This is a genomic window from Actinoplanes lutulentus (assembly GCF_003259845.1).
Classification (GTDB): Bacteria; Actinomycetota; Actinomycetes; order Mycobacteriales; family Micromonosporaceae; genus Actinoplanes; species Actinoplanes lutulentus.
The window spans coordinates 19,757-34,165 of the sequence record NZ_QLMJ01000014.1 but is presented as its reverse complement, the minus strand read 5'-3'; the positions used below and the strand labels follow the sequence as shown (position 1 = coordinate 34,165).

The 14,409-nt window shown below is 69.8% G+C and carries 14 protein-coding genes; 4 read left to right on the top strand and 10 right to left on the bottom strand.

The window, feature by feature from the left end; translation table 11 throughout:
* Positions 1 to 23: 23 nt before the first annotated feature.
* The 3 genes from B0I29_RS27010 (at position 24) to B0I29_RS27000 (ending at position 2,480) form a co-directional block, all read left to right on the top strand.
* Positions 24 to 581: a dihydrofolate reductase family protein gene (locus B0I29_RS27010; RefSeq protein WP_111651904.1), complete on the top strand. Its 558-nt coding sequence runs from the start codon at positions 24 to 26 to the stop codon at positions 579 to 581.
* Between the two features lie 99 nt (positions 582 to 680).
* A complete protein-coding gene (locus B0I29_RS27005; protein WP_111651903.1) occupies positions 681 to 1,295 on the top strand; it encodes a dihydrofolate reductase family protein in 615 nt (204 codons plus the stop codon).
* Between the two features lie 936 nt (positions 1,296 to 2,231).
* Entirely contained in the window at positions 2,232 to 2,480 is a 249-nt protein-coding gene (locus B0I29_RS27000; protein ID WP_111651902.1) for a hypothetical protein, read from the top strand.
* Here the strand turns inward: B0I29_RS27000 and B0I29_RS26995 are convergent.
* Positions 2,477 to 3,598, bottom strand: a complete 1,122-nt coding sequence (locus B0I29_RS26995) for an FAD-binding oxidoreductase (protein WP_245972759.1) — start codon at positions 3,596 to 3,598, stop codon at positions 2,477 to 2,479. The two genes, B0I29_RS27000 and B0I29_RS26995, sit on opposite strands and share 4 nt — an antisense overlap.
* Before the next feature lie 137 nt (positions 3,599 to 3,735).
* Between B0I29_RS26995 and B0I29_RS26990 the strand changes: the two genes are divergently transcribed.
* Positions 3,736 to 5,802: a S9 family peptidase gene (locus tag B0I29_RS26990; protein WP_111652107.1), complete on the top strand. Its 2,067-nt coding sequence runs from the start codon at positions 3,736 to 3,738 to the stop codon at positions 5,800 to 5,802.
* 141 nt (positions 5,803 to 5,943) lie between these two features.
* On the opposite strand, the gene B0I29_RS26985 is transcribed toward B0I29_RS26990, so the two are convergent.
* From B0I29_RS26985 to B0I29_RS26945, 9 genes are all read right to left on the bottom strand, one after another.
* A complete protein-coding gene (locus tag B0I29_RS26985) occupies positions 5,944 to 7,470 on the bottom strand; it encodes an FtsX-like permease family protein (protein WP_111651900.1) in 1,527 nt (508 codons plus the stop codon).
* Positions 7,467 to 8,153 (bottom strand): ABC transporter ATP-binding protein, encoded by a 687-nt coding sequence (locus B0I29_RS26980; RefSeq protein ID WP_111651899.1) that lies wholly within the window; start codon positions 8,151 to 8,153, stop codon positions 7,467 to 7,469. Before B0I29_RS26980 ends, B0I29_RS26985 begins: the two co-directional genes overlap by 4 nt.
* Positions 8,150 to 8,686 (bottom strand): PadR family transcriptional regulator, encoded by a 537-nt coding sequence (locus B0I29_RS26975; protein ID WP_111651898.1) that lies wholly within the window; start codon positions 8,684 to 8,686, stop codon positions 8,150 to 8,152. Before B0I29_RS26975 ends, B0I29_RS26980 begins: the two co-directional genes overlap by 4 nt.
* Before the next feature lie 62 nt (positions 8,687 to 8,748).
* On the bottom strand, positions 8,749 to 10,314 hold the full coding sequence (locus B0I29_RS26970) for a fused response regulator/phosphatase (RefSeq protein ID WP_111651897.1): 1,566 nt from the start codon (positions 10,312 to 10,314) through the stop codon (positions 8,749 to 8,751).
* Entirely contained in the window at positions 10,311 to 11,660 is a 1,350-nt protein-coding gene (locus B0I29_RS26965) for a sensor histidine kinase (RefSeq protein WP_111651896.1), read from the bottom strand. Before B0I29_RS26965 ends, B0I29_RS26970 begins: the two co-directional genes overlap by 4 nt.
* A complete protein-coding gene (locus B0I29_RS26960) occupies positions 11,657 to 12,664 on the bottom strand; it encodes a SpoIIE family protein phosphatase (protein WP_245972758.1) in 1,008 nt (335 codons plus the stop codon). Before B0I29_RS26960 ends, B0I29_RS26965 begins: the two co-directional genes overlap by 4 nt.
* A gap of 20 nt (positions 12,665 to 12,684) precedes the next feature.
* Positions 12,685 to 13,089, bottom strand: coding sequence for an ATP-binding protein (locus tag B0I29_RS26955; protein WP_111651895.1), 405 nt, complete (start codon positions 13,087 to 13,089; stop codon positions 12,685 to 12,687).
* Complete coding sequence (locus tag B0I29_RS26950) at positions 13,086 to 13,505, bottom strand: STAS domain-containing protein (RefSeq protein WP_111651894.1); 420 nt, start codon at positions 13,503 to 13,505, stop codon at positions 13,086 to 13,088. The genes B0I29_RS26955 and B0I29_RS26950 overlap by 4 nt, the downstream gene beginning before the upstream one ends.
* A gap of 1 nt (position 13,506) precedes the next feature.
* Positions 13,507 to 14,361 (bottom strand): STAS domain-containing protein, encoded by an 855-nt coding sequence (locus B0I29_RS26945; protein ID WP_111652105.1) that lies wholly within the window; start codon positions 14,359 to 14,361, stop codon positions 13,507 to 13,509.
* Between the last annotated feature and the right edge of the window lie 48 nt (positions 14,362 to 14,409).

The window sequence follows — 14,409 nt, the reverse complement described above, 5'->3', positions numbered from 1 at the left end:
GACCCTCGTGGCAGGGTCGAGGCATGAAGACGCAGTACTACACCGCGACCACGATCGACGGTTTCATCGCCGACGAGCACAACTCGCTGGAGTGGCTCTTCGAGGTCGACCAGGGCGGGGAGAACCCGTTCGCCGAGTTCTTCGCCGGCGTCGGCGCGTTCGCCATGGGCTCCACCACCTACGAGTGGATCCTCGCCCAGGAGAAAGCGCTGGACAACCCATCGAAATGGCTGGAACCCTACGGCGACATCCCGGCCTGGGTCTTCACCTCCCGCGACCTGCCCGCCGTCCCAGGGGCAAACCTTCATTTCGTACGCGGTGAGGTCGCACCCGTTCATCAACAGATGACCGCCGCGGCGAACGGCAAGAACATCTGGCTCGTCGGCGGCGGTGACCTGGTCGGCCAGTTCGCCGACGAGGGCCTGCTCGACGAGGTCATCCTCGGGGTCGCCCCGGTGAGCCTGGGCAAGGGCGCGCCGGTGCTGCCACGGCGCATCACATCGTCGCGTTTCACGCTGACCGGGGCCCGGCCGATCGGCCAGTTCGCTTACCTCACCTACGACGTACACAAGCCGATCTGACCCGGCGCGAGGCCGGGCGCGGCAACGCTCGGCCTCGCGCTTTCCCACAGTTGATCGATCTGCCCTATTTGTCGCCCCGATCGTGGCATCGTGTCTCTCATGGCGAAGACGCAGTACTACACCGCCACCAGCATCGACGGCTTCACTGCCGACAAGAGCAACTCGCTGGACTGGCTCTTCGAGGTTGACGAGGGCACCGCCAACCCGTTCGGCGAGTTCTTCGCCGGCATCGGCGCGTTCGCCATGGGCGCGACCACATACGAGTGGGTCTTGAAGAACGACAACCTGCTCGAAGAACCGGAGAACTGGCACGACATGTACGGCGACGTACCGTGCTGGGTCTTCACCCACCGGGACCTACCGCCCGTGCCGGACGCCAACGTCTTCATGATCAGCGGAGACGTCCGCCGCGTCCACGAGGCCATGCTGGTCGCCGCCCAGGGCAAGAACGTCTGGCTGGCCGGAGGCGGCAACCTGGTGAGCCAGTTCGTCGACCTGGGCCTGCTCGACGAGATCATCCTCGGCATCGCACCGGCCATCCTCGGCGAGGGCGCACCCCTGCTGCGCAGCAAACTGCTGATGGACGACCTGATCCTGACCGGGGTCCGCGAGGTGGGCCAGTTCGCCTACCTGACCTACGCGGTAGGCGACGTAGCCCGCATGGGCCGCCACCTAGCCTCCGAAGCAGTAACCCGAATCCCGTCCCTAGGCTGACCAGCCACCGCCCCGAACTGGCCGCCCCTTCCCAAGGGCGACCGGCCACCCTCCATGGCCTGACCACCCCCTTCCCAAGGGGGTGTCCAGCCGCCCTGCTTGGACTGACCACCTCCTTCCCAAGGGGTGGCCAGCCGCCCTGCTTGGACTGACCGCCCCCTCCCGAGGAGCGGCCAGCCGCCTTCCCTGGGCTGGAAGCGGGCCAAGGGCACACGGTGGGCTAGGGCGCACGTGGCTGGGAGCGCACGGATGCTCGGGTTGGCGTGGATGGGGTCACACAGTTGCGGTCTGTGCGCCTTCATCTCGGCCAGGGCGTAGCCCCGGGCACACGGTGGCGTTACGTGCGCCCTGATCCACGCCACGCCCGGCCGATCCGACCGGTCCGGCTGGCTGGCTGGCTGGCTGGCTGTCAGCGTTGTCCCGCGGGCAGTTTGCAGGACTGACAGCCAACCGAACGACACAAGCTGGTTTCCAGTGCTGCCGCACGGTCGCATTCACAGCACTGGCTCTGCCGGCCAAATGAAATCTCGCTGGCAGCGGACGCTCGGCTTGATCACCTTCCGCCCCGGGCCTCCCGCGCGGCGATCGTGGTCCCCGAACCACACCCCGACGGGAACAGCAGCCCAAGATCTCGCGGGGCCGGACGAGTGTGTCGACTTCGGGTTCGCTACGCCCCCAAACTCGACACGCACCCCGCGAACCGCCCGCCCGTGTCGATTTCAGGCGCAATACGCACCCCAACTCGACACACTGGCGGCTCGACACTGACGGCTCGACACTGACGAGATGCTCGCGGCATGTTGCCTTCGGCCCGCCAAGCAGGCCACCCCAGCCGCGGGGCGAGCCGTAGCTCAGATAGGTCATCGGACTCTGATGAGGTGTCTGAGCTACGGCTGCGGGGCACGAGCCGTAGACCAGACAGGTCAAAGCAGCCTCATGACAGGTCTGGGCTACGGCTCGCCCCTGCGGCACGACCAGCACGACACAACCGGCGACCAGCACCACCGGCACGACCGGCACGACCGGCACGACCGGCACGACCGACACAACCGGGACAACCGGGACAACCGGGACGACCGGCACGACCGGCACGACCGGCACGACCGGCACGACCGGCACGACCGGCACGACGAAGCCGCCCGCCAACAATCGACAGGCGGCAACTATCGGCCGGCCTCCGGTTAAAAGAGGTCCTGGCGGCCCGCCACTGGAAGGTCCGGCGCCAGCTCCGGCGGTGCTGACACAATCTTCAGCCTGCCGCGTCTGGCCAGCAGCACGTGCTCCATGCCCGCGACGATCTCGCGCACCCGGATCGGCCCCAGTGAGCTCGGCAGCACGGCATGCACCGTGCCCACCCCGGCCGACCCGCGAATGGCCACGGCTCTCCCGGCCGCGTCGCCCAGGGAGTAGGCCACGGCCTGGAGGTGCCGGGGATGCACCGCGATCCGCAGCGCCACGTCAGCGGCGCCGAAGGGATAACGCCCCCACCAGGACGGCGCTGACGACGCGACCACCGCGCCGCCGCCCCACAGCCCGGCGATCTTGTCGGCCGCGCCGGCCACCTCGGACTCCTGGCCCTCCAGTAGCAGCGCGAGCACACCACCGCCCGCCCCGGGCAGGTCGACCTCGATCGCGCTGGGTGAGAGATCCAGCGTGAGTGCGACCAGCTCGTCGACCTCGGCCGGCGTGGACACGCTGCGGCCGACCCAGCGGCGGGCCGGCGGCAACGGCTCGAGCCGGAGCACCGCTGAGGTGATCACCCCGTCGATCTCGGCGATGCCGGGCCGGCCGTCCTCACCGTCGGACTCGCCCTCGACCCCGACGGCGGAGACGTAATCGACCGAGACGGTCTGCGAGGCCGGGCTGCCGAACCGGTGCCGCAGCGGCCCGGACTCGTTGACCGCGAGCATCCCGCCGACCGTGGCGCCGACCGACGGCGGGTCGACGGCGAGCCGCTGACCGCGCAGGGCGAGCGCGGCCTGCACGGCGGAGACCGGTGTGCCGGCGGCGACGACCGCGGTCGTGTCGTGGTGGTCCCACATCCCGTTCAGCCGGGCGGTGTCCACGATCAGGTCAAGGCCGGCCGGCGGCGCGCCCCAGTCAATCTTGGTGCCGGCGCCGCGCGGCCGGAACGACAGCCCTCGCGCCGCGGCGAGCCGCAGGACGGCGGCCAGCGACGGCGCCGTGGCAGGCTGCGCGACCAGCCCCGCACGGCGACCGGTGACCTGGTCGACGGTACGAGCCGGGCGCGCGAAGCCCGGCCCGCAGATGTCCACGAGTGCATCGAGAAGGGAATCACTCACGCCGATGCCTCCCCCTAACGGAGTTAGAGACCCCCTGAAGATCGTCCACTCTGGCATATCGTACACATGTTCGAAAGACCGGAGTCGGCCTGTGTAAGAAACTCATGGCGGACCAATCGGCCGGTAACGTGTTTCGGGTGACGATCGAAGCGCCTCCCACCGCACACCAGTCGCCCTCCGAGCGGACTTTCCACGGCGACACGGTCACCGACGAGTTCGCCTGGCTGATGAAAAAGGACGACCCGGCGACCATCGCGTACCTGGAGGCTGAGAACTCCTGGACCGAGCGGGCGACAGCGCACCTGGAGGATCTCCGGCAGAAGATCTTCCAGGAGATCCGCAGCCGCACCCAGGAGACCGACCTGTCGGTGCCGAGCCGCAAAGGCGCGTTCTGGTACTACACGCGCACGGTCGAGGGCAAGCAGTACGGCATCCACTGCCGCGTCCCGGCGAAATCCGGTGAGACCGCCCCGCCGATGGACGCCGACAAGCCGGGCGAGGAGATCCTCCTCGACGGCAACGCGCTCGCCGAGGGCCAGGACTTCTTCGCCCTGGGCACGTTCGACGTGAGCCCGGACGGCAACTGGTTGGCCTACTCGACCGACTTCGCCGGCGACGAGCGGTTCACCCTCAAGGTCAAGAATCTCCAGAACGGCGAGGTCCTGGCCGACGAGATCAGCGACGCGTTCTACGGCAGCGCCTGGTCCGCCGACGGCAGCGCACTCTTCTACATCACGGTCGACGAGGCCTGGCGCCCGTACCGGGTCTGGCGGCACATCGTCGGCGGCGCGCAGGAGGACGCCCTCATCTATGAGGAGCCGGACGAGCGCTTCTGGGTCGGTGTCGACCTGACCCGCAGCGAGAAGTTCATCGTGATCGACGCCCAGAGCAAGGTCACCTCGGAGGTGCGGGTGATCCCGGCCGACCAGCCCACGGCCGAGCCGGCCCTGATCGCCGAGCGTGTCCAGGGTGTCGAATACAGCGTCGACCACCACGGCCACCGGTTCCTGATCCTGCACAACCGGGACGCCGAGGACTTCGCACTGGCCTGCACGTCGGTGGACAACCCCGGCGAGTGGGTGGAGCTGATCCCGCACACCCCGGGCACCCGGCTCGAGTCGGTGGACGCGTTCTCCCGGCACGTCGTGGTCTCGCTGCGCCGCGACGGCCTGACCGGCCTGCGGGTGATGACCGACGGCAGCACCGACGCGTACGACATGCCCTTCCCCGAGCCGATCTACAGCGTCGGCCTGGCCGGTAACCCGGAGTACGAGACCAGCTCGGTGCGGATCAGTTACACCTCGCTGGTCACCCCGGAGTCGGTCTTCGACGTCGACCTGGTCAGCCGGGCGATGACGCTGCGCAAGCAGAAACCGGTGCTGGGCGGTTACGACCCGGCCGACTACGAGCAGTTCCGCGAGTGGGCCACCGCCCCGGACGGCACCCGGATCCCGATCTCGATCGTGGCGCGCAAGGGCACGGTCAAGAACGGCGACAACCCCGCGGTGATCTACGGATACGGCTCCTACGAGCACTCGATCGACCCCTATTTCTCGATCGCCCGTCTGAGCCTGCTCGACCGGGGCGTGGTCTTCGCGATCGCGCACGTGCGCGGCGGCGGCGAGCTCGGCCGTAACTGGTACGAAAACGGCAAGATGCTCGCCAAGAAGAACACCTTCACCGACTTCGTGGCGTGCGCCGAGGCCCTGGTCCGCGCCCGCTGGACGTCGGCATCGCGCCTGGTGGCACGCGGTGGCTCGGCCGGTGGCCTGCTAATGGGCGCGGTGGCGAACCTCGCTCCGGAGGCCTTCGCCGGAATCGTCGCCGAGGTCCCGTTCGTCGACCCGCTGACCTCGATCCTGGACCCGAGCCTGCCGCTCACGGTCACCGAGTGGGAGGAGTGGGGCAATCCCCTCGAATCCCCCGAAGTCTACTCGTACATGAAGTCGTACAGCCCCTACGAGAACGTCGCGAAACTCGCGTACCCCAAGATCCTCGCGGTGACCAGCCTCAACGACACACGCGTGCTCTACCACGAGCCGACCAAGTGGGTCGCGCGCCTGCGCTCGGTCGCCCCCGACGGGCAATACCTGCTCAAGACCGAGATGGGCGCCGGCCACGGCGGCCCGAGCGGCCGTTACGACGCCTGGAAAGAGGAGGCCTTCGTGCTCTCCTGGATCTTGGACTCGGTCAACGCCGTTTAAAAACCTTCTTTGATACGCGCAACCGAGAAGGCACCCGAGAGTCCCAGCGACCTCGGGTGCCACTCAAGGCCGTTGCGCCCGCATCCGGCCCGGATGCGGGCGCAAGGCCGTCGCCCATAAAAACCATGAAAGACCCAGCAATCAACCGATCCTGAGCTCCTCAAGATCCGTGCTGGCCCGCAGCACCGCCGCACCAACACCGACCACGATCAGCATGGCCAGCAACGCTCCCCCGCCGAGCAGAGCCAGCCCCTCGAACGGGATCTGAATCGGCACCACCACCCCCGGCTCGACCAGTGTCTGCTTCGCGCAGGTCGCAAAGTCAGCCGCCGGGTCGATGCACACCTCGGTGGTCCCGCCCATCCTCGCCTCGGTACCGGCCATCCGGAACAGCGAAGCACCGGCGCCGAGCGCCAGCAGCACGGCCGGCACCAGCGGCACGAACGTGTGCCAGAGCAGCACCGCGCTCAGCGTCCGGCGCGGCACCCCGGCCGCGGTGAGCGCCGCGTACGCCCGCCGCCGCGCCACGATCCCCTCGACGAACACGACCAGCACGCCGGCCGCCGCGACCGCCATCGCCACCGCGACCGCCACCATGACCAGCCGGATCGCGCCGAAGTAGAACTCGGTGTCGTACCCGGAACCGAGACCGCCCGGGTCGGTCAACCGGCTGTACTTCTCGGAGGCCTCGAAGTCGGCGGCGAGCATGGCCCGGAACCCGAGCGTCCCGGCGCCGAACACCAGTGCGCCGAGCAGCGCGCCGAGGGTCCGGCTGCCGTTCCACGGATCGGCCATCAGCCGCCCACCGGCGAGCAGGGTCGCCGGCCCCCGGCCGAACCGCCGCAAGAGCCGCCCGGCGGTGTACGAGATCCAGCCGACGCCGAGCACCACGCCGGTCATCACGAGCAGCACGGAGACGCCCATGAAGGCCAGGGGCGCCCACTCCGGCACCCGCCAGTCGTCCGGCAGCAGCTCGGGGCCGATGAACCCGACCACGCCGACGCCGATCAGGATGCCGGGCCACGGCCCGGGGCCGTCCTCGCGTACCTGCCGGACCACCCCGAGCGGGGTGATCACGACGCGCCGCATCAGCAGCACGCCGATCGCACCGGCCAGCGCCGGGACCAGCAGCAACGCCCCGACCAGCAGGAACAGGTCCGGCATCTGGTCGACCGGCAGCCAGAGCCGCCCGTCAGCGCTCCGGAAATCGAGCAGCTCCCGCAGGCCCAGGAAGATCACGAAGCCGGCGACCGAACCGAGCAGGCTGGCCGCCGCGGTCTCCGCGCCGGCGATCAGCACGGCCTGGCCGGGAGTCGCGCCGCCCAGTCGCAGCGCGGCGAGCCGCCGGTCCCGGGCCGGAGCCCCGAGCCGGATGCACTGCCCGGCAAGTGCCAGGATCGGCAGTGCCAGCGCCACCAGCGCGAAGATCACGCCGGGACGCAGGCCGGCCTCGTAGAGCAGCGGGCTCGCGTACTGCTCGGTGCCGGGTGCGAGGGTCCGCAGGCCGGTCGGTGAGTCGAGCCAGCCGCCGCCGGTGATCGAGGCGACGGTCGCGGCCGCGAGCAGGGCCAGCGCGGCGAGCGCGGCGCTGGCCGCGGTCAGCACGGTACGCAGCCGGTCGGTTCGGTTCCCCGCGAGGCTGAGCCGGGCCAGCGTGGAGAACTTCACGGCGCCACCCCTAGCCCGCTCGGGTCGATAGCGCCGTCACGGAGCACGATCTCCCGGTCCGCGTACGCCGCGATGGCTGCCTCGTGGGTGACCAGCACGACGGCCGTGCCCTGCTCGCGCACCACCTGGACCATCGCGCCCAGCACCTGCTCGCCGTTGAGCTGGTCGAGCGCACCGGTCGGCTCGTCGGCGAACACCACCTGCGGCTCGGTGACCAGGGCCCGGGCCACCGCGCAGCGCTGCTGCTGGCCGCCGGACATCGCGGCGGGCCGCTTGTCGGCGAGGTCGGCCACGCCGAACTTGTCGAGCCATCCGAGCGCCGCCTCCCGCGCCTCTCGCCGCCCCGAACCGGCGAGAAGCAGCGGGAGGGCGACGTTCTCGGCCGCCGTCAGCTCGGGCACCAGCTGCCCGAACTGGAACAGCACGCCGAAGTCAGCGCGGCGCAGCCGGGACCGGGCCGCCTCGGACCAGAGCCCGATGTCCTGGTCCCGATAGCGGACCTCGCCCGCATCGGTGGGGAGGATCCCGGCGAGGCAGTGCAGCAGTGTCGACTTGCCGCAGCCGCTTGGGCCGGTCACCGCGACGATCTCACCGGCCGAGATGCTGAAGTCGACGCCGCGCAGGGCCGGCGTGTTCCCGTAGTTCTTGTGAACCCCGGTGGCGGTCAGCAGGGGTGCGCTCATGAGCTCACTTCCTTCTGTAGGTCGGCGACGCGGGCCAGGGTTGTCTGCAACCAGCGCAGGTCGGCGTCGAGGTGCCCGATGGCGTAATCGGCGGCGATCACGTCGCCGACCGTCGTGCCGGGCGTGGTCTTGGAGACGGTCAGCTCGCGCATCCGGGTCATGTGCGCGGACCGCTGTGCGGTCAGGTACAGACGGGCGCGGTCGGCGTCGGCGGCGAGCAGCGCGACGACGACTTTGTTGAAGAGTGCGCTGGTCACGTGCGGCGCGGGCGGCTCGACCTCGTCGAGCCAGGCGTCGAGCCGGTCACGGCCGAGTTCGGTCAGCGTGTAGGACGTACGCTCCGGGCCGGACTCCTGGTCCTGGCCGGACTGCTCGACGAACCCGTCCCGCTCCAGCCGGCCGAGCGTCGAGTAGACCTGCCCGTATGCCAAGGGCTTGGCCTGCGGCAGCCGCTCGTCGTGCTCCCGCTTGAGGTCGTAACCGTGCCGCGGGCCGCGAGCGAGCAGCCCGAGGAGGACGTGTGCGGTGGACATGTCCGGTACTATTCACTCAGTGAATAGCCAGAGTCAAGCCATCGAAGGAGGACGAAAAAGAATCAGGCGCTGCGACGCAGCGCCACTACAGCGATGTCGTCAGCCTGCTCACCAGGGCCGGCAAGCCGGCTCAGCAACCGGGAACAGAACGCGTCGAGATCCGGCTCGACCTCGCTCGCGATCGCCTTCAACGCTCCCAGACCGACGTCGATGTCGGCGTCACGCCGCTCGATCAGACCGTCGGTGTACAGCACCAGCGTCCCGCCGGGCGGCAGGGTCAGCTCGAGTTCGGCCCGGCGCGGCGCGTCGATGCCGAGCAGTGGCCCGCGCGGCGCCAGGAACGTCGCCTCGCCGTCGACGTGCACCAGCGGCGGCAGGTGGCCGGCGCTGGCCATCCGGATCCGCCCGGTGGCCGGGTCCAGCGTGAGCAGGCAGAGCGTCGCCGAATCGTGCGGCAGCACGGTACGCATGAACCGGTTGACCAGCTCCAGCACCGCGCCCGGCGGATGTCCCTCCACCGCGTACGCCCGAACCGCGTGCCGCAGCTCGGCCATCACCGTGGCGGCATGCAACGAGTGCCCGGCCACGTCACCGATCGCCACCAGCAGTTCGCCACCGAGCATTGTCAGCTCGTAGAAGTCGCCACCGACCTCGGTCTGCGCGCCGGCCGGCTCGTACCGGACGGCGAGCTCGACACCCGGCACCTTCGGCAGCTCGGACTGCAGCAGGCTGCGCTGGAGGGTGACCGCGATCCGGTGCTCCTCGTCGAACGACCGCTGCGCCTCCACCGCCGCCGCGACCGCCTGGGAGAGCTGCCGCAGCACCGGGAAACCGGGGTTCTGCGAGCTACCCGCGGCGGCGACGTAAACCGGCGGCCGGTCGGGGCGCAGCCGGGCCGCGGCGACCGCGACGGTCTCGCCGGCCGGCCAGTCGACCACGTCCCAGTCCGCCGGTTCGTCAGTGCGGACCAGCGATCCCACGGCCACGTTCTGCTCGGGTACCGCCCATGGGCGTACCGTCGCGGGTTTGCCGGCGGCGACCAGGCTCTCGCCCTCGGAGGTCTCCGCGACGACCGCGACCGAACCGCCGAAGATGTCGTACGCGCCTTCGGCCGCCGCGGCGAGCAGGGTCTGCAGGGTCGACGCCGAGTTGATCGCCAGGGTGGTCTCGGCGAGCCGGACCATCCGCTCGGCGAGCTGCTCGGCGCGGCGCCGCGCGCGGTAATAGCGCAGCACGGCCTGCGACGTCGCGATCAGCTCGTCCGGCTCGATCGGCTCGATCAGGTACGCGTCAGCGCCCCGGTTCAGCCCCTGGGTGCGGTCGTTCACATCCACGGCGTGTGCGGAGACGTGGATGACCGGCAGAACCCCGTACCGTTTGTCGGTCTTGATCTGCTCGCAGACCTCGAAACCGCTCATGTCCGGAAGCTTCACGTCGAGCACGACCAGGTCGGCCTCGATCTCCAGCAGCTTGCTGAGCGCCTCGCCGCCGGTCTCCGCCTCCAGCACCGTGAAACCGGCCCGGGTCAGCCAGCTGACCAGCAGGTATCGCTTCGTGGCGCTGTCGTCGACGACCAGGACCGTGGCCTGCACCCGGGGCTGAACACCGGCGCGGGGGATGTCGGTCATGAGGCGGGGAGCCGCAGCGTGAAGGTACTGCCCGTGCCGAGGACCGAGTCGACCCACAGGCCGCCGCCGAGGACGCCGGCCAGCCGGCGGGCGTAGGGCAGGCCGAGGCCGGTGCCCCGGCCGCTCACCGGTTTGCTGCCGGGCACCTGGAAGAACTCCTCGAAGATTCGTTCGTGCAGCTCCGGCGGGATGCCGGTGCCGGTGTCGGCGACCGTGAACTCGACGTCGGAGTCGACCCGGCGCACGCTGAGCCGCACCGAGCCGGACTCGGTGAACTTCAGCGCGTTGGTCAGCAGATTGCGCAGCACCTGGGCGAGCAGCACCTCATCGCAGCGCAACGTCGGCACCGACGGCTCGTCGACCACGAAATCCACCTCGGGGCGGGTGGCGAGCGGCCGCAGCGTGCCGCGGAGCTGGCCGAACATCGCTTTGAGGTCGACGTCCGACCAGTTCGGCTCGATCCGGCCGGCCTCCGCCTTGGCGAGGTCCAGCAGGCCGTTGACCAGGGTCAGCAGGTCACTCGCCGAGGTGCGGATCAGGTCGACCTGGCGGTCCTGCTCCTCGGTGAGGTCGTCCGAGCCGGAGTCGGTGAGCAACCGGCCCAGCCCGATGATCGCGGTGACCGGCGCGCGCAGCTCGTGGCTCACGTTGGCCAGGAACCGGCTTTTCGCCTCACTCGCGGCACGTAGCTGCACCGATTTCTCGTCGAGCTCGGCGTAGAGCGCCACGACACCGCGGTTGGTCTCTTCCAGCTCCTCGGAGAGCTGGTGGTAGAGGGCCATCACACCGCGGTTGGTCTCCTCCAGCTCGGCGTTGAGGCGAGCCAGGTCGTCGCGTTGCGCGCGTACCTCGTCCAGCGCCGCGATGAGCTGCTGGTTCTGCGCCGCCAGCTCGTCGAGAGGGGTGCCGGGAACGTGCTGCGCCAGCCGGGTGCGTATCTCGTCCATGCGAGCGGATGTCAATCCAGGAGCGCCGGCCGGCAGGCGCCGGGCCATCCGTACGACTGTTCCGATATCACCATCGTCGACCTCCATCGTGTCGACCAGCCGGCCGACCTGGTGCAATTGCCCGGCCACCTGGCCCGCCTCACCGGAGACCGGCTGCGCCATCGTCACGTGCAGCGTAGGTACCCCGTACGCCCGAACGCTGAACACGACCTCCGTGTCCGGGCCTTCGGCGAGCAGCACCCGGCCGACCTCGCTGATGGCCGTGGCGAACCGGGTCTGGTCCTGTGTCTCCAGGCCGACGGCGCGCGCCACCTCCCGGCCGAGCTGCCGCACCGCGAAGATGTCCTGCTCGATCCGCAGGCGCATGCTCATCAGCGACTCGCCGGTCGGCCCGGTCATGACGACCGCGCCACCAGCACGCCGGCGTCGTCCCGGCGCGTACCCGCGTCGCGCAGCACCGTCGCCGCGATCACCGCGGGCGAGCGGGTGAGCAGGCCGGGATAGTCGGCCGCGGTCCAGCGATCCACCACGCCATCAGTGTGCATCAGCACGACCGATCCCGGGACCAGAGGATAGTCGTACTCCCGGACCTGCCGGCGCTGGTGACCCGCGATGCCGGGCATCGAGACCATTCCGCGCCGGGTTCCGTCCGGGGCCAGCACGGTGCCGGAGATGTTGCCCAGCCCGGCGTACCGGACCACGCCGGCACGAGTGTCCAGCTCGGCGACCGCGAGCGCAGCGCCGCGAGTGTGCCCGAGTGCCCGGTGCAGGGCCTCCACGGCACCGGTCGGCCCGGTGAACGTCCCGGAGAGGAAGGTACGCACCGCCTCCTGCGACGCGGCGGCCGCGAGACCACCGTGGCCAAGACCGTCGCTCACCAGCACCTGCCGCCGGTCACCCTCTTCACGGACCGCGTACGCGTCACCGCTGACCTGCTCGCCGGCCAGTGGCCGGGTCAGCCCGGCCACCCAGGCCTCCGGTGGTGTCGCCTCCGGCCACACCTGCACGGCCAGGATGGTTCCCTTGCCCGGCAGCGAGTGCATGTCCCATCGGCTGGCCTGGCGCAGGATCGCCCCGAGCCCGATGCCCAGGGTGCCGGCCGTGGAGTGCCCGTCGCCGATCGCCCGGTCGATGTCGGCGATCCCGGGACCGCGGTCGATCGCCAGAATCTCGACGCCGGCCTGATCCGCCATGCGGACCGCCCGGACCAGCATCACTCCCTCGTCGGCGTGCTTGACGAGGTTGCCGGCCGCCTCGGCGGCGACGATCGAGAGGTCCGAGATCCGGCGTTGTGGCATACCCAGTTCGGTGGCGAGCCGTTCGGCGGCCCGTCGCACCGAAGCCGCGGTCACGGCCTCGTCAACCCGGAACCAGACCCCCTCGGAAAGAAGTCCTTCAGGCATCGACGCCACCGTGCTTCCGCTCATCGGCACCATTTGGTGATGGTGATCGTGGTGCCCTTACCCGGTTCGGTGTCGATTTCGAACTCGTCGACCAGGCGACGTGCGCCACTGAGACCGAGCCCGAGGCCGCCACCGGTGGTGTATCCGTCGGTCAGCGCAAGGGTCAGGTCGACGATGCCCGGTCCCTCGTCAGCAAAAACAATCTTGATGCCGGCCCGGCGCTCGTTCTGCACACGGGTCACCACGACCTCGCCGCCACCGCCGTACACCAGCGTGTTGCGCGCCAGCTCGCTCGCGGCGGTGACCAGCTTGGTCTGGTCCACCAGGGAGAGCTTCACCGCGACCGAGAAGGTACGCACCGCTTGACGGACCCGGACGACGTCCTGATCGGTCGTGACCGGAAGCCGCTGACCCTCGTCGCTCACGACGTGCTTACCGCTGCCGCGTCGGGCTCATCCTCGTCGAAGTCGAGTTCCGTCAGTTCGTCCTGGCGTGAGCGGGCGAGCAACTCGATGCCGAGTTCCACGTTCAGAGCCGTACGGATCCCCGGCAGCGACAGGCCCAGCTCGACCAGGGTGATCGCCACCGCGGGACGCATGCCGACCACGACGGTCTCGGCGTCCAGCACCCGGGAGACGGACGCGATGGTGGCGAGCGTGCGGCCGACGAAGGAGTCGACGATGTCGAGCGCACTGATGTCGATGATCACGCCGTGGCAGCCGGTCGCCACGATCCGATCCGCCAGGTCCTCCTGCAGCTGCAGGGCGACCTGGTCCTCCATGTCGATCTGGATCGAGACGAGGAGGATGTCGCCGATCTTCAGGACCGGCACACGTTCCACGTCAGCGCTCCGTCCGCTTGGTGTTCAGCGAGCGGTTGGTCTTGTTCAGCACGTAACGCAGCGCGTCGGCGAGCGAGGCCTTCGTCGCGATGTCGCCGAACTCGATGCCGAGCGCCACGATGGTCTGCGCGATCTGCGGGCGGATGCCGGAGATGATGCAGTCCGCGCCCATCAGCCGGGCGGCCACCACGGTCTTGAGGACGTGCTGCGCCACCTGGGTGTCCACGGCCGGCACACCGGTGATGTCGATGATCGCGTACGGCGAGCCGGTGTCCACCAGGGTCTGCAGCAGACGCTCCATCACCACCTGGGCGCGGGCCGAGTCGAGCGTGCCGACCAGCGGCACCGCCACGACGCCGTCCCAGAGTTTCACCACCGGGGTGGAGAGCTCCAGCAGCTGCTCGGCCTGATCGGCGATGAGCGACTCACGGACCTGGACGTAACTATCGAAGGTGAAGAGCGCGGCCCGGTCCACGAAGGCGGAGAACGCGACGTAATCGCGCAACGTGCCCGCGTCGTCACCGTTACCGAGCGCTTCCAGAACCGCGTCCTTGAGCGCGAAGATGCTGACCGCTGTCTCGGTGGCGCTGAAGCCCTGGCGCGCACGATGGCCGGAGATCTCGGCGAGCTGGGCACGGAGCTCAGCCGACCCCTCGTCGGTCAGGTGTGCCGAGCCGGACCGCATGGCCTGCTCGAAACCTTTCCGGAGATCGTCCAGCTGTCGCCGCAGCTCAGCACTGCTCAACCGGCCACGCAGGCTCGCGCCGGCCAGCTCGACCCATCGGGCCGTCAGTGACTCCGCGTGCTCCTTCAGCAGGTCGGCGAAGCGACTCGCCTCGTCCGAACTCAGCGGCACCGCTGCCTCCCCAACCACATGAACCGTGCACAACGGCCGGACTTTACC